At 49.2% G+C, this 17,981-nt stretch carries 24 protein-coding genes and 1 pseudogene; all 25 read right to left on the bottom strand.

Going from position 1 to position 17,981, the window contains the following annotated elements; genetic code table 11:
• Nucleotides 1-8: 8 nt before the first annotated feature.
• Complete coding sequence (locus HDC92_RS21280) at nucleotides 9-200, bottom strand: hypothetical protein (RefSeq protein ID WP_183877013.1); 192 nt, start codon at nucleotides 198-200, stop codon at nucleotides 9-11.
• Nucleotides 178-798 carry a conjugative transposon protein TraK gene (gene traK / locus HDC92_RS21275; protein ID WP_183877012.1) on the bottom strand — a complete coding sequence of 207 codons (621 nt, stop codon included), beginning with the start codon at nucleotides 796-798 and terminating at the stop codon, nucleotides 178-180. The genes HDC92_RS21280 and traK overlap by 23 nt, the downstream gene beginning before the upstream one ends.
• A gap of 20 nt (nucleotides 799-818) precedes the next feature.
• Nucleotides 819-1,958, bottom strand: coding sequence for a plasmid transfer protein (locus tag HDC92_RS21270; protein ID WP_255484618.1), 1,140 nt, complete (start codon nucleotides 1,956-1,958; stop codon nucleotides 819-821).
• 9 nt (nucleotides 1,959-1,967) lie between these two features.
• Complete coding sequence (locus HDC92_RS21265; protein WP_183877011.1) at nucleotides 1,968-2,753, bottom strand: hypothetical protein; 786 nt, start codon at nucleotides 2,751-2,753, stop codon at nucleotides 1,968-1,970.
• 9 nt (nucleotides 2,754-2,762) lie between these two features.
• Nucleotides 2,763-3,428: a hypothetical protein gene (locus HDC92_RS21260; protein ID WP_183877010.1), complete on the bottom strand. Its 666-nt coding sequence runs from the start codon at nucleotides 3,426-3,428 to the stop codon at nucleotides 2,763-2,765.
• Nucleotides 3,425-4,105, bottom strand: a complete 681-nt coding sequence (locus HDC92_RS21255; protein ID WP_183877009.1) for a hypothetical protein — start codon at nucleotides 4,103-4,105, stop codon at nucleotides 3,425-3,427. The genes HDC92_RS21260 and HDC92_RS21255 overlap by 4 nt, the downstream gene beginning before the upstream one ends.
• A complete protein-coding gene (locus HDC92_RS21250) occupies nucleotides 4,105-4,770 on the bottom strand; it encodes a hypothetical protein (RefSeq protein WP_183877008.1) in 666 nt (221 codons plus the stop codon). The genes HDC92_RS21255 and HDC92_RS21250 overlap by 1 nt, the downstream gene beginning before the upstream one ends.
• 116 nt (nucleotides 4,771-4,886) lie before the next feature.
• The gene (locus HDC92_RS25260; protein ID WP_255484625.1) at nucleotides 4,887-6,095 is read right to left on the bottom strand and encodes a TraG family conjugative transposon ATPase; all 1,209 of its coding nucleotides are present in this window, start codon (nucleotides 6,093-6,095) and stop codon (nucleotides 4,887-4,889) included.
• Nucleotides 6,085-7,350, bottom strand: coding sequence for a hypothetical protein (locus HDC92_RS25255; RefSeq protein WP_255484617.1), 1,266 nt, complete (start codon nucleotides 7,348-7,350; stop codon nucleotides 6,085-6,087). Before HDC92_RS25255 ends, HDC92_RS25260 begins: the two co-directional genes overlap by 11 nt.
• Entirely contained in the window at nucleotides 7,322-7,630 is a 309-nt protein-coding gene (locus HDC92_RS21240; RefSeq protein ID WP_183877007.1) for a DUF4133 domain-containing protein, read from the bottom strand. Before HDC92_RS21240 ends, HDC92_RS25255 begins: the two co-directional genes overlap by 29 nt.
• A complete protein-coding gene (locus HDC92_RS21235) occupies nucleotides 7,630-7,944 on the bottom strand; it encodes a DUF4134 domain-containing protein (protein WP_183877006.1) in 315 nt (104 codons plus the stop codon). The genes HDC92_RS21240 and HDC92_RS21235 overlap by 1 nt, the downstream gene beginning before the upstream one ends.
• Before the next feature lie 41 nt (nucleotides 7,945-7,985).
• Entirely contained in the window at nucleotides 7,986-8,300 is a 315-nt protein-coding gene (locus HDC92_RS21230) for a DUF4134 family protein (RefSeq protein ID WP_183877005.1), read from the bottom strand.
• A gap of 25 nt (nucleotides 8,301-8,325) precedes the next feature.
• Complete coding sequence (locus HDC92_RS21225; RefSeq protein ID WP_183877004.1) at nucleotides 8,326-8,658, bottom strand: hypothetical protein; 333 nt, start codon at nucleotides 8,656-8,658, stop codon at nucleotides 8,326-8,328.
• The gene (locus tag HDC92_RS21220) at nucleotides 8,655-9,032 is read right to left on the bottom strand and encodes a hypothetical protein (RefSeq protein ID WP_183877003.1); all 378 of its coding nucleotides are present in this window, start codon (nucleotides 9,030-9,032) and stop codon (nucleotides 8,655-8,657) included. Before HDC92_RS21220 ends, HDC92_RS21225 begins: the two co-directional genes overlap by 4 nt.
• Nucleotides 9,029-9,667, bottom strand: a complete 639-nt coding sequence (locus HDC92_RS21215) for a ParA family protein (RefSeq protein WP_183877002.1) — start codon at nucleotides 9,665-9,667, stop codon at nucleotides 9,029-9,031. The genes HDC92_RS21220 and HDC92_RS21215 overlap by 4 nt, the downstream gene beginning before the upstream one ends.
• A gap of 17 nt (nucleotides 9,668-9,684) precedes the next feature.
• Nucleotides 9,685-10,941, bottom strand: coding sequence for a relaxase/mobilization nuclease domain-containing protein (locus HDC92_RS21210; protein ID WP_183877001.1), 1,257 nt, complete (start codon nucleotides 10,939-10,941; stop codon nucleotides 9,685-9,687).
• A complete protein-coding gene (gene mobC, locus HDC92_RS21205) occupies nucleotides 10,938-11,354 on the bottom strand; it encodes a plasmid mobilization relaxosome protein MobC (protein WP_183877000.1) in 417 nt (138 codons plus the stop codon). The genes HDC92_RS21210 and mobC overlap by 4 nt, the downstream gene beginning before the upstream one ends.
• Nucleotides 11,355-11,445: 91 nt before the next feature.
• Nucleotides 11,446-11,916 carry a hypothetical protein gene (locus tag HDC92_RS25250; RefSeq protein ID WP_255484616.1) on the bottom strand — a complete coding sequence of 157 codons (471 nt, stop codon included), beginning with the start codon at nucleotides 11,914-11,916 and terminating at the stop codon, nucleotides 11,446-11,448.
• Between the two features lie 151 nt (nucleotides 11,917-12,067).
• A pseudogene (locus HDC92_RS25395) lies at nucleotides 12,068-12,424 on the bottom strand (DNA cytosine methyltransferase); the annotation flags it as partial.
• 648 nt (nucleotides 12,425-13,072) lie between these two features.
• Entirely contained in the window at nucleotides 13,073-13,456 is a 384-nt protein-coding gene (locus tag HDC92_RS21195) for a hypothetical protein (RefSeq protein WP_183876998.1), read from the bottom strand.
• 87 nt (nucleotides 13,457-13,543) lie between these two features.
• The gene (locus HDC92_RS21190) at nucleotides 13,544-14,470 is read right to left on the bottom strand and encodes a hypothetical protein (protein WP_183876997.1); all 927 of its coding nucleotides are present in this window, start codon (nucleotides 14,468-14,470) and stop codon (nucleotides 13,544-13,546) included.
• A gap of 33 nt (nucleotides 14,471-14,503) precedes the next feature.
• On the bottom strand, nucleotides 14,504-14,776 hold the full coding sequence (locus HDC92_RS21185; RefSeq protein ID WP_221270996.1) for a hypothetical protein: 273 nt from the start codon (nucleotides 14,774-14,776) through the stop codon (nucleotides 14,504-14,506).
• A gap of 277 nt (nucleotides 14,777-15,053) precedes the next feature.
• Nucleotides 15,054-15,332 carry a hypothetical protein gene (locus HDC92_RS21180; protein WP_183876996.1) on the bottom strand — a complete coding sequence of 93 codons (279 nt, stop codon included), beginning with the start codon at nucleotides 15,330-15,332 and terminating at the stop codon, nucleotides 15,054-15,056.
• A 250-nt stretch (nucleotides 15,333-15,582) separates the two neighbouring features.
• On the bottom strand, nucleotides 15,583-16,965 hold the full coding sequence (locus HDC92_RS21175) for a hypothetical protein (protein ID WP_183876995.1): 1,383 nt from the start codon (nucleotides 16,963-16,965) through the stop codon (nucleotides 15,583-15,585).
• 128 nt (nucleotides 16,966-17,093) lie between these two features.
• Nucleotides 17,094-17,978: an RteC domain-containing protein gene (locus tag HDC92_RS21170; RefSeq protein WP_183876994.1), complete on the bottom strand. Its 885-nt coding sequence runs from the start codon at nucleotides 17,976-17,978 to the stop codon at nucleotides 17,094-17,096.
• Between the last annotated feature and the right edge of the window lie 3 nt (nucleotides 17,979-17,981).

Below are 17,981 nucleotides of genomic sequence, written 5' to 3'. Positions count from 1 at the left end.
TAATAATTTTAAAGGACGAAAAAATTGAGTGCGGCCGATACCAGGATCAGAAAGACCATCAGCGCGAAGCACTGTTCGGGATACTTGCGGAACAAATGCGTAAGTTTTAGCTTAAAAAGCCTGTACAGCACGCGGAACTCTTTTTTAAGTTCAGGTATCAGCTCCGCTGCGCCAGGCTTAGAGGTTATTTTTCTGGACATTTTCTAGATCTTTGTTTTCTACGGTTTTCCAGCGGGTGATCAGCACCGCATGGGGATTGTTGTCAGAGCGCCTGTCCATATCTTTCAGGTAGCCTTCGGTGATCAGCGAGCGGGTTATGGTTGAGCTCCTGCGGTCAATTTTCTGCTTGCCGTAATAGCGGAAAAAGCCCCGTACAGGATCAACATAAATGGAATCCGTGCGGATGGTCAGCACCGCGCTGGAAGAAAGCACCGAATTGAAAAAGCCTTTTTCTTTCAGGTTTTCGTATTGCAGGGCCCCACTTTCATCGATCAGGTACATGGCCCGCTTCATCTGGTATTCGATGAACTTGTCATCCGGGGTCAGGGAAAAGAACAGGGTGTGGAAGAGGTTGATGTGCGCCCGGTATTCTGCCGGGCGGTTTAGCTGTACATCAGTTTGTTTGGCGAGCAGCGGAACGCTCGATGCGTCCATCACATAAATGCTCTTGCGGGCCGAACTTACCTGCTGGTAAGCAAACCAGGAAACCGCCAGCACAATCAGTCCGGCAGTGATAAAACTGCCCACAGAAAGCACAGTTGCCAGCCTGATTTTGGCTTCAATGTTTTTAATGATCATGAGGAATTGATTGGTGAGTGTTATTTGCCTTTCATTAATTTAGTGGCCATGCGCGCGAACGTAGAGGCGCCGCGGAACATACTGGAAGTAGCGGAAGAAATACCTGAAGTAGATACGATCCAGGTAGAAATGCTGGGTACGGTAAGCATGGTTAGCCCCCCGATCAGGAAAGTGACGATTACCATCCCATAGGAATAGATGCCGTTGGTGGAAAAAGCATACAGCCTGTCCATCAGTTCAGCATCAGGCTTTAAAAGCGCGCCATACCTGTAGATCTCAGCATCCAGGGCATACTGCTGGAACAAGCTGGCTACATACAGCACCAGGTAGGCAATCCCTGAATACAGGTTTACCGAAATGAACCTGGCGACCCAGGTACTGAAAGAGTCCCGGAAAGCAGGCAGAATGCTGATGGCAACTGAAAAAGGCCCCAATATGATCAGGATGGTTGAGAAAATGATCTGAATGAGCAGGATTACATACACGCAGATCCGCAGGAACCACAGGGCAAGGGTTTCAAGAATTGTCGTCACCAGGAGTTGCAGGTTTACCTGCATTCGGTTGCGCAGTTCCACAATGGGATTCCAGACTTCTGAAAATCCTTCCTTAACAGAAGATTTGACCGACTCCCAGGCATTTTCATACCAGGTGTCCGCTTCCACTTTGGCGGTTTCGGTCTCGGCCTGAACTTTCAGCAGCTGGTTGGATACCTCGAACATGAGCTGCGCACGCTGTAAACGCAGGTTGGTGATTACGGCCTGGTTGCCCTCGAACATGGCCTCGGTCTTATTGGCCACCAGGTCGGTAGGGTAAGCCACGACCTTTACAAAGATGCCCCACCAGAGGATGACCATGACCAGGCCGAATGGCCGGAGCAGGGGCATGATCTCCAGCTGCTTATCGCCTGCGATCATTTCATACGACTTGATCGCAAAGAAGATGAGCATAAAGATGGCGGCAAGCGCCTGGGCATCATTGATAAATGCACCATAGTGACTCCAGATGGATGACTTCATCACCTTCAGGAAATGCATCATGCCTTCCTCGTAAACGCCGTTTCCCTGTAAGTAATGAAAGGTCTGCTTAAAGTTTTCCGGGACAACCCCGGATCCGGGATCCTGCATAAAGGATACCCGGCTGGTTGGAATTAAAGAATTCATAAGGATGGATTAAAGTTTTGAATTGCGCAGGATGGCATCCGCGATCTGCTTGTCCGAGCGGTAACTGCTGCTTTGGGGGATTACAGTTTCCCCGGTGCGGATCTTACTGAGGCTTTCCAGCAGTCCCAGGTAATGGGCAGCATGCTGTTTTTTGCTTTCCCAGGAAGCCTGAAGCTTACGGTAATCTGCCAGCAGGCGGTGATAGTTGATGATCCGGCTGCCCCGGTCCGCATTGGTCTGCATGGCACCCAGCAGGCGGTCCCTGAGCAGATCACTTTGTTCACCATACCAGGCTGCCAGGCCTGAATTGTACAGGTAAGCCCTGACATTGGGAACCATACCTTCCAATGGGTCGTGCATTTCAGCTTGCAGCAGCGGCACAAATTCCGACTTATAGTACAATAGCCATAGCGGATCGATACTGGAAAAAGCGGCAGAATAATTGACCATTTCAATCAGGGCGGTGCCAGCCAGGGTGTCTGCGTGGAGCTTATAGGCACCGGCGGTTTGCTGCATGGCAAGGGCCAGCCCGAGCCTTTGGGTTTGCGGGCCGTATGGCCCTAAGGGACGAAGATCCGTTTTAGGATAGTTAGGATGCAGGAACCAGGTGATCCAGTAGTCGGGATTTAAGCCCAGGAAGCCGCTTGTGGGTGTAAATTTATTGCGGTCCCACTGTTTAAATACCATGCGTTCCTGCTGGTTGGTAATGTGCTTGTCCCGTATCTTCTTTTGAGCCGGGCATAACCCGGCCTGCCCTGCAAGTAATGCTAGGATCAGTATACCTCTGAAGTTCATAAGCTTAAATTATTGGAGCAGGTGCCGGGCATCACGGATGATCTGATCTGCCTTTTGCCTGTCCTGGTTAAAGAAATTCCGGTAAGGGTTGGCCGTTTTCAGTACCCCGTTGAATTTGGCCCAGTACATGGCCCTGCCCATGCTGTACACCTGGGAGCGGATCACCTGGAGTTCCAGGCTGACTTTACGCAGCAGAAAATCCCGCTTTTCGTAATCCATCAGCACCCCTTCGCCTTCTTTGAGCACAAAGTCCGAAACTTCAGTGACCAGGCGGAGCCCCCGGTTTTTCACCTGTGCGGCCACATCTTCTGCAAAAAGCAGCAGGTAGGGATCCGAGGAGGCAATACTGATCATCTGGTTGGATTCTGAAACGATCTCGCTGGTCAGCCTTCCGATCTGCACCACTGCAAGCCCCTCTTTAAGGGCCTGGTTCACTTCTTTGAGTGAACCAAGGATCAGGTTCTGCACCAGCACGACTGAGGCCAGGTTGAGTTTGATGTCACTTAGCCTGCCGTTTACAGTATTCAGGTAACTGTTGTGAATGTTATCGGCAGCCAGGCGCATGGCCCCGTTCTCATTGACGATGTTAAAATGATCGCGGTCAAATACCACACGCTGGGCAAAACCGGAAAGTACCGGCACCAGCAGCAAAAAACTGAAAACAACTCTTTTCATGGCTTGAATAAACTATTGGTGTTTCGGATGATGTCATCTACCATCCGCTGGTCCTGGTTGATAAAATCACGGAATGGACTGAGGTTTTCCAGGCTGCTGCGCCGCGAAGCGTAATACATAGTTGAGGCCAGGCCTCTTGCAGCGCCCGCAATCCGCCTGAGCTCGGTAAGCACGTAACTGAAAAGCATCCTGCGGTCACTGGCTTTCATCTGGTTCAGATCCCCGATGCTTAGGAAAAGCCCGTACAGGTAATTACATAACTTCCTGGCGCGCATGACCATATCTGCTTCACTGTCATAAGCCAGGGGCAGCAGCAATGGCTGGTGCCAGGCAAGCGTGAAAATATTGCTTTGCTGCTGGATGATCTCCTCAACAACGGGTGCGGCCTGCAAGCCGATCTGCGCGGCATCGATGGCCAGCGCGATGGCCTTAAACCTGTTTTGCAGTTCCCGGTACCGGGTTTTAAGTTTGGAAAGCTGGGTTTTGTTGTATTCCTCATTCGCCGAGACAACTGCCTGCCTGTTTTTTGCGTCCTGCTGCCTGCTGTGTTCGGACTTGCTTTCCTCTACCAGCTGGTGCAGCAGCTGAACATTCAGCTGCGCGCTGCTTTCACTTAAACCGCAAAAGCACAGCAGGATCAGAAAAATGCCGCCTTTAAAATTCATCAGTTTGTACATCAGCGTTTGAAAAGTTTAGAGTTCAGCAGGATGTCATCGGCGATCTGCTTGTCGATATTGATAAAGCCTGAATAGGGATTGAGTGAGTTCAGGATACCGCGCTGTTTGGTCCAGAACATGGTGCGGTGCATCCCGTAGGCTACCCCCCGGAGGATCATCAGGTCCGTGCGGATCTTGTCCAGGATCTTAGCCCGTTCCCCGGAATCCATGAGGCCGTTGATCCCGCCCTGCAGGGCAAAACTGCTGACCTCTGCGGCAAGGGCAAGCGCCCTGCTTTTGAATTCCCTGGCACCCTGTTCGGCAAAAAGCAGCAGCACCGGGTTGGCCTGGGCAAGGGTGACCGCTTTGGTGGCATCGCGGGCAATATCAGCGCTGATCTCGGCAATGTCCTTTACCGCAAGCAGGGACCGGACCGCGCCGGAGACCTCGGAAAGTCCGCGGTAGATCTGATTTTGCAGGTCGTTGGCTATTGCCAGTTCACCTGTGACGGCCAGCTGCGCCCTTTGGATCAGCGTCAGGTTCTCATTGGTCCTGCCCAGCTGGTTGTTGATGACCCCGGAATGGGCCGCTGTTGCGGCGGCCACCGCCGGGTCTACATAGATTTGCGCATGGACCTGACTGGCCCATGTGAGAAATAACACGAAGGTTGAAAATAGACGTTTCATAAAATAGCTTTTAATTAAAGAATAGCGGGTGCTTAATTGAAGGGATCGCTGCTGATGAAACCCAGGAAAATAAAAGTGCCGCAAACCGGAGAACCGTATTTGCTGAAAGCTGGCCCTCAGTTCCCTGACGACCAGGCGACCGATTGATTTACTTTGGTTACAAATTCTGGCAGCTGCATTCCCGAACTTTTCAGGTCAGCAACAAAAGCGTCGAGGCCCGACCGGTAAGAACCGTGCCTGGAAACATAGCCTTCCACGGCAGATTTTTCCGGCTTTTCGGTAGTATAAATTAAATACTGGTGCAGGGCATTCTCGACACCGTAGACCTCGCCGCTTGAACCCCTGCGAATGTAAACCTCCTTAAACCGGCTGCGCCCTTCTTTATTGTCCAGCTGGTTGATCGTAAAGATCTTACGCCGCTCCACCTCATTGATGGACAATAAGGCTGCGATTTCATCAAAGCGGTCCCGGAACTTGCTTTGGTCCAGCAGAAAAAAGGTATCTGAGTTGGCAATAATGCTGTCTTTTACTACAGCGTTGCCCACAATGTCACCCAGTTCCTGAGTCACCACCATCACTTCACCCCAGAATTTGCGTACGGTCTTATAGAGGTAGACAAGCTGGCCCGACATCAGCGGTGAAGACACCGCTTTCCAGGCTTCTTCCACAATAAGGGCCTTTCTGCGGTTGGTCCGGTTACGCATTTTCTGGATAAACACGTCCATTATGATCAGCGTCACCAGGGGAAATAAAATCCTGTGCCCCTTTATCGCGTCGATTTCAAAGACAATGAAGCGCTCCAAGAACAGCGACTGGTCGGCCTGCTCATTGAGCAAAGCTTCAAATTCACCGCCCTTGGAGTACTTTTTCAGCACATAACGGAATTCTTCCAGATCAAAGGAAATGCGCTCTGTTGCCTTGATCCCTGGTATCCGCTGACAGGCGAATTCATAGAAGGTGTCGAACTTAAGTTCATCAATCTTTTGCTCCCCGGAGAACCAGCTGCTGTAGTAAGCTGAAATTACTGAAGCGATCACATCCCGTTCTACAGTACCCAGCTCACCATCTGCGCCCTTCCAGGCCAGGCCGATCAGCGTGCACAGAAAATCCTTCTTTTCAATATTATATTCAGCTTCGCTGATTGCGAAGGGGTTCATCGTGATTGGGCTTTCCTCTGAATAGGTGATGTATTTGCCCCCGAAATAGGCGCAAAGGCCGGAATAAGAATGACCTGTGTCAATGATCACCACATCCATGTTATAGCCCAGGTATTGTTCTACAATACTGTTCACCAGGAAAGATTTACCGCTTCCGCTAGGGTCCAAGGCAAAACCTGTTCCTTGCGTTAATGCGGCCTGTGCGCATCGGCAGGTCAGAAGGATCAATGGCAACCGGGATACCCTGCCTGTCGGTGAAACGCAGCAGGAAATCAGACACCTCATCAATGGGCAGGGATTCCCTGAACAACAGGCAGCAGGCCGCATCAAGGGTGGTCAGGAACCAGTCATAGGTCTTAAGTTCAATGGCATTGCCGGGCAATGCGGTCCTGAAAAGTTCCAGCTGGTTGTAAGCATTCCGGGAAGGGACAATACCGAGGCGAAAGAGTTCGGTCTCAATGAAGTTGACCGGTTTTGCCAGCTGGTCTTTACCGGTACAAACCAGGATGGTGTAATGCGCATTGACCAGGAGCTGGTTTTCCCTGGCGACATCAGTCAGCAGGCGGTCAATATCTTCCACACAGATGTTGTTTGCAGGATCCGGTATCCCCGAATGGCGCTTCCGTTTCAGTTCCAGGCGGTTCAGGGTCAGTTGCTGCAAGGGTACTTCGATGACCTGGTTATAGACCATCACCTGGTAGCCCGGTACCCGCATTAAAAAATCAAGGTTGTCTGCTGGAAAGTCATGCAGGCTTTTACCGGGCTGGATCGTGCGGTAGGTTCCGATCTCTTCCGGCAAATTCACCTGGTCAGTATCGACCAGTGAAATGCATTTCATGGACTTGCCGCCCATTTCTAAATGCTGGTCCCCGCTTTTAATATTGTCCAGGACCAGTTTACCCGAAGTAAAATCCATGCTCAACAGGCTCATTAAATAAGTATTGGTCTCCGCAGCGGAAAGCAGCCGGGGCTGAAACCCGCCTGAAGTTAAAAGATCCGTTACCTTACCGATCTGCAGGCTGAATTCTTCCAGCTCAGCCTGGTTAAAAACATAAAAGGCCCCGCGTTTGACTTGCCGGGTAATGACCAGGTAACTTTGCACCGCGGTATATTCCCGGTCCCGGAAATGTTCCCCATACTGCTGTTGCAGGTAATCTTCAGCTAGAGCGGGCTGGTACCTGCGCCGGATGAAGACATCCTGTTTCTGGATCATATAACCCTGTCCCAGCACAGCGATCAGGTTTTGAATGGTGGCATGGACAGCATTGTATCCCGCCGGGTCAGCGGAATACTGGAGTACGGGGTTGGTCACCGAGAGTACCGCAGAGAAATCGCCGCTGTCACTGTAGAGCAGGTCCAGGCCGCCATAGCGGTCAAAACCTGCATAGGGCAGTTTAAAGGTTGTTTTTCTGTTTGTTGACATAAACTATTTTTAAGCGGTTTGGATGGATGAAAATGCCGGGAAACCGGGTTTTGGAATGCAGGCCGCCTTTCTGCCTGGAAATGGTGAAGGCCAGACCCGCAGCGGTCGCGGCCAGGGCGACAAAGCCGCCCAGGTACATATTGACCATTGTGCTTAGCAGCCCTCCAAGGACCAGGCCCGTGACCAGGGAAGTCACGCCCCAGGCGATGAATTTTCCTTTCAGGCCTTTGTAAATAAGGGGCCGCCGCAGCCCCTTATAGACCGGATACTTCCTGAGCATTAGAGCCCGAAGAATGCTTTAATGACTACGCCGACCAGCACAAGGAACAGGCAGGAGCCGCCCCAGGACATCAGTTCTTTGTTGATGTCATTATCGCCGGAGTTCCATTTGATGTACACGCGGACACCGCCTATGGACCCTACCACGGCACCGATGACCAGGATCAGGTCACCGACTGGATCCACATAGCTGGTCAGTGAAGAGGTTGCGGCACTGATACCGGCCACACCTCCCTGTGCCATTGCGGAGTTAACGGAAAAAGCCGCACAGATGAGCGCGGACAGGGACAACAGTCGTTTGTTTCTTACTGTCATAAACAAGAATTAAAGGATTAAAAAAAAATGGAGTTGCAGGGTTAGTGAATGCCGAACAGCGCGGAAAGGGCCACACTAAGCAGGCTGAGAAAAAGGCAGGCCAGCAGCCATCCCGCCACCTGGCTGTCGATGTGCTGTTTGCCAAACTGCCAGTTGTGGAATACCCGAAGGCCGCCGATCAGTCCGGCAATGGCGCCAAGGACAAGTACCATATCCGACATGCTGAAATACATCCGGGTGATCTGTCCTGAAGCCTGGTAGAATTCAGAAATTCCTGGCTGGGCGGCAGCGGCAGCAGGTATGGAAAGCAAAAAGGCAGCCTGGGCTGCCTTTAAAAACGGAACTGTAGTTTTCATTCCGATGGGTTTAATTACAAAAGGATTAATAAGCAATCGCCTTAGTGACCTGGAGAACATCGGCCTTGGCCAGCTCGAACATCTCGGCCAGGGACACGTCCCCGGTATAGCCGATGCCCGATGCAGGCAAAGCTTTATCCCGTTTTACAGCCGGTGGCGGAGATTTCCGAGTTACAGGGGCTGGCCTGCCTGCAGCGTCAACAATTACAGGTAATTCATCTTCAGAAAAAGTAAGCACCTGCTCCCCGGACGGCGCTTTTTGCTTTGGTGACCTGATGATCAGGTCAAAGGCGATATTTAACAGGTAATACAGCAGGTAAATGCTGCTGAGCCATATCAGGAAAATATTCCAGTTCATAAGTCAAATTGATTAAGTGAATCTTTGATGTAAGTGATCAGGGCAGGATTGCCCTTTAGGAAATCATGGAGTGCGAAAGAAATGAACTTGTTCATGTCAATGGACTGATCGATTTTTAGCTGCTTGAGCAGCTTGATGGTATTTGGTTGCAGGCGGATCAGCAATTTTTCATCGCCCAGTTTATGCGCTTTGATCCTGGTAAAGAGTGATTCCAAAGAAGCGTGATCCTGGGTTTTGGAAGTCTGGAGCGGTTTAACTTTTACTTTTTGCTGTGGCGGCGGACGTTCCGCTGCTTTTGGCTTGATGTCATTTTCGGGGCTGCCCCTCATAGCTTCTCTAAGCTCATCGGCCAGGGATTTGATTTCTTTGCTCATGGCCTGTCCTCCGCTTTAGAGATGTAGTGCTCATAGATAATGTGCATCAGTGACAGGACAACCGGCATCAGCGCAATTGGCGTTTGATAGGTACTGATCCGCTGGAAGTCTATCCTGTCCGGCAGCCCTGGCAGTATCACCCCGAAGCGCCGGAGTGCCTGCTCGATTTCTGTACGGGTATCGTACCTGACGGTGGCCTTAATGCGGTTTGGAATAAAAAGCATGGGTGCCAGGTTATTGATTTTTCGCAGGACCATTGCAAAAAGTACTGTCGAGTCAACAGAGAATTCATCATAGCCAAAGGGACAGATGAAAAGCTCACCCGCCGCGAAAACAGGAATAAGCCCGTCATCATCCATTTTTCCGGGCAGATCGATCAGCACCAGTTCTTCCGGCTTTTTGCTGAATACCTTTTGCAGGGCCGGGAATTGATGGAGTTCGGCTGCCACCACCTCATACAGCGGCTGGTTTTCCAGGATCTTTGCCTTTTCAAACTTGGTGGCCAGGCTTTGCTGGTAATCCATATCCAGGACAGTTACCACACGTTCCTGGACCGCCGTCAGGTAGTTGGCCAGTAACAGGCAGAACGTGCTTTTCCCGGCACCGCCTTTCTGGTTGCCTATAAGTATCACCATAACATTAATTTTAAGGGTTAGCGTGTATTTGTGCGGGCTTTGCGCTTGCGGTGCCGTTTCATGCCCAGGATGGCCTCATCATCAATATCGTCTGACAGCTCAATACTGAAGTGATCCATCGCTGAACCTTGCAGGTATTCCTCGCTGTATTCAGGTTCAGAAAAATCAGAAAAGTCATTATGCTCGTAATCCGGAGTATCAGGCACCGGATCATCTTCGATAAAATGATACCTAAGGCCTGATGGAACAGCACGACGACTTGGCACAAATACCTGCTCAGCTGTAATTTCAGTAGCAAAAGGAACATCCCGCTGCTGTGTTACTTCCCCGGAAAGCTCATTGGCCTTTGTAAACTCCGTTAAAGACATCAGCTCGCCACCTTTGCAGGTAAACTTTCTGGCATGGTCAATCAGGGTGTAAGCATAAGCGGGCTTCCCGTCCTTGCTGTGAAACAGCACCTTTATCCCGAACTTTTCCGTCAGCAGATCAGCCATTTTGGAATTCCAACCGGTGATCTTACCGGTATTTGGACCAGGTGTCTGCTCAGTAACCGGAAAAAGGGCCGGATCATGATCAGCCCGGTACCTGGTAAAGACAGCGCGCAGCTGGCTGAGCCTGTCGATATTGAGCTTATAATCTTTGATCCGTTCATCCACCGCAGCAAGGGAAACTTTCCCCAGCGCCGTACCGAACTTGAAAACCTGGTAGCTGTCACCTATAGGTGTCAAGGAGTAACCCTGGCTTTCCAGGATCATCATAAACTGGGCGCGGGTAGGAAACATATAGGACAGCGCAATTGCAATGTCTTTCTCCGCTTTCAGCTGTACATCTTCGTCCATAATCCTGTTCAGCACCTGGTACGCGCGGATCCGCTCATACTTGTGGTCTATCTTTTTACCGTCTCTTCCGATCCGCGTGCTCACGATATGCAGATGGTTGTTTGCTGTATCATTGTGAAAGACGAGCATGTAAGGCTGTTCCCCATAGCCCATGCCCTTCAGCCATTGCTCAGCGATCCCTGTCAGCTGTTCTTTACTGTGAGAACGGCCCTTACAGGAAATGGCCACATGCAGCTGGGGATATTTAATCCTTGAACTGCGGGCGGTAAGTGCTTCCAGGTAATTGATGTAATCCTGCGGGCGCAGGTTGTCCATGCCCTGCAAGGCCCCGAAGTTCTGGGCTTTCATGAGCTCACCGCGTGCGGCCACCATTTTTTCAGTATTGTAGCTTACGCCCTGAAAGGCACCGGCTTTTTTGAGGAATTTAACGATCATGATCTGCGGCGTGTCATCAGCCTGAGCAGCTGGCGGAAAGATTTTTCCAGTTCGGTCTGCAAGAAGATATACTGTTTAAAAAGGTGATTAAATTCATCTGCGGTCTGTGCTTCCAGCATGCCCTGCCTGCGCAGGATATTCGCATGTCGTGCCAGCTGGTTGATGTTGTTTCCGGAGCGCCCGAGTTCTGTGCCGATGCTGTCCAATAGGCCCAGCAGTTCACGGGCATTGACCAGCACCACATCGGAGTTTTTCAGCACCCGGATCCGGACAATATCAGCGCGGCTCATGCCGAGGGACTTTTCCAAAGCAACGAAAACATTGAACTCATCTTCAGTGAGCCGGAGTTCAAACCGGCGCGTGCGGGTATCGGCTGCGGGCTTACCGGAACCTGGATCTTCAGCGCCGCTCACAGCCGGTACAGATGGGGAAAGCGTTCGATGAGTTCAATAGCCCGGAAGATCTGTAAGGCAACTTGTGGTACGATGGCATTGCCGTAAGCTTTTACACTGTCTTTTCTCCACCGAGAAAAGGCAATTCCGTCCAGTTCACGGGGAAGCCCATCATTTCGGCCACAAAACGCGGGTTGAGCTGGCCAGGTTTCCCATCCGGGTATTGTGGTTTGCCAGTTTTGGGGTTTATCCTGACCACCGGCAGGCTGCCCCGCAAGCGGCTGAGCATGGAAGGAGGCATACCTGTTGAGATCTGTGTCACCTGATCTGATGGATCCGTTAATGCCAGAAACATCAGAAAATCCGTCAAGGAAACCTGTCCCGAATTGCCGTTGGCCTTCTTGCGCTGGTTCAGCTGGAGGCCGCCCAGTGCCGCTTTCACCGTAATGGCCGTATTGCTGATCTCTGTCGCTGTTGGCGTGGGCAACAAACCAGACCCGGTCCCTCTGATGAGGGGCGCCTGTGCCAGCAGCCGGAATACACAGAACGACTGGTGTGCCGTCTTTAAGTGTGGGTAATACATATCCTGCTGCACGGATTTCTGAAATGATACTTGCGATGACCCTGCGCTGGAGCCGAATGATGGTAGTGTCCGGCTGCTGGTCACAGTCCTCACAAAAAAGCTCGACCGCTTGGATTTCCATTTGAGAAAGAGTGTCCGGCTCGAGAATGCTGAAGAGTCCAGCAACATTTTCAAGAACGATCCAGCGGGGTCGTGCTTCTGTAATAACGCGGCAAGCCTCCGGGAAGAGGTAGCGGTCATCCGCTTTGCCCTGTCGCTTTCCGGCCTGGCTGAAGGGCTGGCAAGGAAATCCTCCGCTGATGAGGTCAACACATCCCCGATACTGAGCTGCGCTGAATTGGTAGATATCTTCATAATGATGGGTGTTTGGCCAGTAATGCTTTAAGATGCGTCCGCAAAAAGGGTTCTTTTCTGAGGAGAACACATTTTGCCAACCCATCCAGCTGGCGGCAATATCAAAGCCGCCGATTCCGCTGAAAAGGCTGCCGTGTTTAAACGGAGCGGTCATAAAACCATCGTGCTGAAGGTGAACAGGCCAGGGGAAATGCTTAACATTTCCCAAAGGGTTACATTCATAGGCTGGTGGGTTTTTTCGGTGATTAATAGTTGTTTTTATTTGCCCTCAAGAGGGTTGACACCGTTAGTGAAGAATTGAGTTGATTTACACTTCAGGGGAATACCTGAAGAAGTTCGTTATACCGGAAAGGCCGCAAGTTGCGCGCGGCCTCACTCCCTGATCCTGCCTGCCGGCGAAGCGGCTGCAAAGGATCAGGCAAGTTATCTTTTGTAGGTGCAGCCGGGCCGAAGGCGGCTGTACGTACAAAAGAACAACTTGCCCCTTCTAAAACATGAAAGTGCCAGTGGTCCTGCAGTGGTTTAAACCCGGTTTTTTGGTCTGATGAACCCTGTCGGGCGTATATCCGTATATGAGGGGATTTAAGGCAGGATTCAGTAAAGACATTTCCTGTTTTCCTGTAAATTATTTCCTGTTTTGCAGGATTTTGCAGTAAAACTTAACGATTTGAGTCGCTAGTTTCAAGTTTGGCAGGTGCAGTCCGGCCTGTTGCGTATAGCTGAATGTTTATATAGGCAGATATTCACATATTTGTATATTCATATATGGGATATACATATATATGAATAGCTGAATATACCATCAATCCTTTTTAATGGTATCAGCCGGTAGCGGAATCAATGCTTCTTCGGGCAGATCTGCTTTAACGAACTCGTCAAATTCATTCTTATACATGACCTTCCAGAAGTCTTCTTCTAAATAAGGGTAATCGCTGCATTTGCCCAGGATCAGGACGGTATCACCTGTGAAGTCAAAAATTGCCTTTTGACTGACACCGAACTTTTCGGGCTCGGGGTCCGGTGCTGCTTCCTCGTCGGCTGCATCCTCAGTAACTGGTGGCGGAGTATATGCATAAGGTGCCGGCACAGTTTCTTTATAGATCAGGTAGGTGCAGATACCGAAGATCAGTCCTGCCGCAACAATGAACAGCCAAATAGGAATTGACACATGGTGTTTCTCTCTCATAATAATTGATTAAGTGAAATGAAGTAGATAATTGTTAATTTATATACAGATATATGGATATAGGTATATGGGCTAATTGATTTTGCTTTATCTTTTTGGTCCCGAATACCGCAGTCCTGCTTCCGGGTCCGGCTGCCGAAACTGATAATCTGCCGGTCTTAATTTCAGATCAGTCTTTGCACTTGGTACAGCATTCATGATGGTCTCAGCAGCTTTACGACCCTGCTGATTGTCCTCAAAATTGAGCTTCACCTCTAAATACTTCTTCATACGGGTCAGCGATTTGGCTAAAAGGTCATAGGAATTCAACAGCAATATACTGTGAGGGGAATTTCTGTTTTTCAGTACGAAATCAAAGTAATCCAGATATACCTCCATTTTAAGCATTTCCGCATCTGGAGCCGGGTAATAACTGGTTGCGGCTTTGCCTATCGGCCCGTCAAAATATTTGTTTTTCACCCACCAGCTACCGTTCTCTGTTTGCCAGCCTGCTGAAAAAAAACTGGTCCGTTTGCCCTTCTCATCCTCTTTATAATAGTAAACCTCTCTCAGCCGCTCATCAGGCACACCTGGAATGCCAATTGTATTTAGGTAATCTGTAATAGCGGGATGATTGCCCAGGGGCAATATATTTTCAATGACATAATGCGGCAGTTTGGTAGCTTTGCGTAGCCTTGGTCTGTTTTCTGTTCGCTCCGGGATGTCCTTAAGTTCTAACGACGCGCCGTCCAGGTTGCAAAGCAAAATGATCTTTTCCAGCGCATCTTTAAAGGGGAGTTTCCAGTATGCTTGCCCGAAATCAATCAGGTCACCGCCTTTTCCCAGGCTGTGGTCGTACCAGCTGCCCAGGTCATTGTTTACGCAGAAAGAGGGTTTCAGGGTTTTAGCCAGTACATCTGTATACAGTAATTCGCTGCCTTTCTTGTTTGCGGGTTCATATCCCAGGCGGGAAAGCAAGTCAGCAATTTTCACCTGGTCCTTCAGGGACCGGACGTCATAAAATTTAGGGTTCATAATCAGGGATTTTGAATGTGAAATAGACAGTTGTTATATAAAGCGAAGCAGCTGGTAAGCCCTGGCCGCTGCTTCCAGTTCTATGCGTTCAATACGCCAGCATGCAGAATGGTCACCATCTTTGCGTGGCGTGATCAATCCATCCCTGACCCAGTGTTCCACATACATGCGTCCGTAGAGACGGAAAGCTTCAGATTTTTTAAGGTAAGGCTTCAGCCTGCCTTGCAGGACCTGCGTATAAATGGCGCCCATTTTGGCGGATTGCTCGATGAGCAGGGTTAGCGTATGGGAAGAAAATTCATTCATAATCAATTGGTTATGTCAGTGTTGTCTTTGTTGGCGATCTTTCAGGAAAGTCCTGAAACGAAAAAAGGGGCTCTAGGCCCCTTCCCGCATAAGGATTACTCACGTAGGTAATTATATACCCGCCGAAACCGGCTGACTATGGTGTTTGCCCTGGCAGGGACTGTCCGATACAAAGTAAAAGTCAGTGGTTGCCGGAACTACAGCTTTAATTCACGGCTCCCGCCGCAAACGCTTCATCCCTCGATGTCAAAGAGCAGACAGGGGCTTTGCCCTGCCATTACCTTTCCCTCACGGGTAGGTAGCTGATGCGGTTGCTGGCGGCTGCAATAGCCTCCAGCTGGTTTTTGTCGATACATTTTTTTGTTGTTTTTCCATTTGCGCTGATCAGAACGATCAGGCCTTCCTTGATCCACCTGTCCACATAGCTGCGCCCGAATCTGCGGTAAGCTTCGGCTTTGGTCAGTGCGGAATTCTGCTCCGGGTTATCTGGGCAAACGTTCTGCACACTGGTCCGAGTAACCGAGATCAGCAATCGGGCGAGCTCCTTATGCGTCATGGCGATAAGGTTTAAGGGTAAGCTGGAATACAGGAAAGGAATAATGACGTATCATAAAAAAACCTTTGTCCTTTTTCCCGGCAGCTCATTCCACCGGGTGACAGGACAAAGGTTCTAAGCCTTGGGAAGGCTATTTGGTGGCAAAATGGGGTGACCCTAAAAATAAATTATGCGTCAATACTGACGTGCCCAGTATTAGTTTGAACCAGATCGTGATCGTATGTCTTAGATTATTGAAGATTAAAATGAATTACATGCGTTGCTGTGGTCGGACAGCAATTCTCATGTCTTTACTATAAAACTCCGTGTCCTGAGTGGCACGAATCGTGTCAAGTACGAATGCTTCGGTCATCAGATGACTGGTGATGTAGGAAATAAACAGATCAAAATTTTGGATAACCCTTAGTTTTTTATCTCCGCTATCCTGATCATTGCTGTTATACTTACTTTCAACTTTGAACCCAAGTTGCTCCACATCATGTATGACATGTATTGGATTGAACGTAGAGACGACGTGCACGTCCTTAAAATAAATACTCTTCAAGACCTCCAGACTAAGAGGCATCCAAAAGACAGGAATGGTTCCGCGGATGGAATGATCCTCATCATGAGCGCTTTGTAGAAGTCCGCCGACAATTATGGAATTATCTTTTGTGCTTGGCTTCATTAGTTTGATCGCGGCTGCTCTTAAAGTTTCACCGTCCATGTTCATTTGTTTTTCGTAGTCTCTGAGAAACGTTCTGGAGAACAGACTGGCTTTTTTGAATTTGATACATGTGAAATTTAAACCAGGACTTACCTGATCGATATGGATACCATTAATTTTACAGAATTTCACCAACTTATTCACTTGCTCACTGTAAGATTCATTGATCAGGCTCTTGTCAATCGTTGGGGACTTGTCCTTGGGAGACAAAAATTTGGTTATGTTGGCTAGTTGTCTTTCTCGTTTGTCTTTGGGCAATTCCGACGGGAAATTTTTTGCTGGCTGTATTTCTTCTATCTTCTTTTTATCAAACAACGTTAATTTGAACTCAATCCTCTGATCATCGATCTTCTTAGTTTTTAACTCTCCGATTTCAACGATCCGCCTTGTTTTCAAATCAAAAAAGCTAAAGTCACCGTACCTCAGAATATTAGTGATCCCATGGAATATGGTCATCTTCGTGCCCATGTTTTTAAAGTTCCTGATGAACTCAAGTTCCCCAAGCTCGCCCAGACTGGCCGTATGATTGATAATTTTTTGGTGGGACAGATGCTCGTTCAGGAGTTCGATATCATTCCGGTAAAAAAAATGTATATAAGCATCTCCCAGGTTCTTTGCCAGAGAAACCACGTTATCTATTCCTGATTTGAAGTTCGAAAGCAGTTTCATCTTTGCTTTAAACCATTCGAAATTATAGGCGTTTTTATTCCTGACGTACTCCTTTTCTTCAAGAATAATCTTATCGCGGACAGATTGTAACCTATAGATGGTTGTAGCAAGCTGGGATTGAAATTCCAAAAGCCTAGCCGCAAAACCCTCACTGAATTGACTACGGACCTTCATCTCTGCCAGAACCACCCAGCAAAATTCAAAGGATTCCTCGGCCTTAGCGAATTCGGTTTTAATAACTTTAGTTGTAATGCCCATTTTTATAATCCTGACTGTAAATGTACAGGTATTTGGTGATTTTGGGCCAAGGGCGTCTACATCTTCAATTGAAAGAAAAGCAGCCGGCACAATTGTATAAAAGGCGAACCGGCTATAAAGTAACATCGTTACTTCAGCGCATTCTCTCCATCAATACGTTTATTGATTGCTTCTTTGCAGGCGTCAAGGAACTTGGTAGTACTTAAACGCTTACGTTGAGAGATCTCTTCCCACCTGCGGTGTGCCCGCCCGATCTTGACCTGGAAATGCTCCTCCATCCAGCGGATGATCTCCGAGATGTTCGCATTCCCGTCATTCAGCTGACCCGTCAGCCAGATTGCATAGGCGATCTCCACCAGGTTGATCGAATCCCCCGTCCAGCGTAACAGTTTACCCGGCGGCGTCTGAAGATCTGTATGGATATCAATCGGCTTCAGCAGATCAGCGATCAAATAATCGATCAGGTTCAGCAGATCGTCAAAAGCCCTGAACTTGGCAAACAGATAATCCAAGGCAGTCGAGAAATCAGAACCCGGTACCTCCACTTCCGTCATCACCGGAAAGGGCACCTCAGCTCCCCGGACAAAACCCAGCATATCAAGCTCATCCAGACCGAAGCGGTAATAATCATAATAGAACTTATCCAGGTTCTGCTCATGCCTGATAAACCGCAGTTCCTCCTCGTAATAGGAAAGTTTGGTTTCCATACCCCCGTGCGGAACATGGTCGATGATCTGCACCATCCGGCGTTCGTAGATCAAATTGGCCGTCAGGATAGGTTTGACATACTTAAATACATGGATCTCCTCGGACTGATCGGCAAAAGGATTCTCCTGTACTAGCCTTTTCAGTTCAAGCAGCCAGCGGTTGGTATGCCAGTGCATCACCTTAACACGGGTCAGCGGTTCATGGTCCCGTTCGATGATCTCTGCCAGACCGTCATTGAACCCTTGTAAAATTTCATTGCTTCCTTTCAGGATAGGGCTGAGTGTAGATTTTTCAGTTTTTTTCATAAG

The organism is Pedobacter sp. AK017 (genome assembly GCF_014200825.1).
In the GTDB taxonomy this organism is placed as follows: domain Bacteria; phylum Bacteroidota; class Bacteroidia; order Sphingobacteriales; family Sphingobacteriaceae; genus Pedobacter; species Pedobacter heparinus.
Note: the sequence above shows the minus strand (reverse complement) of the source record. Positions and strands in the feature narration are given on the sequence as shown.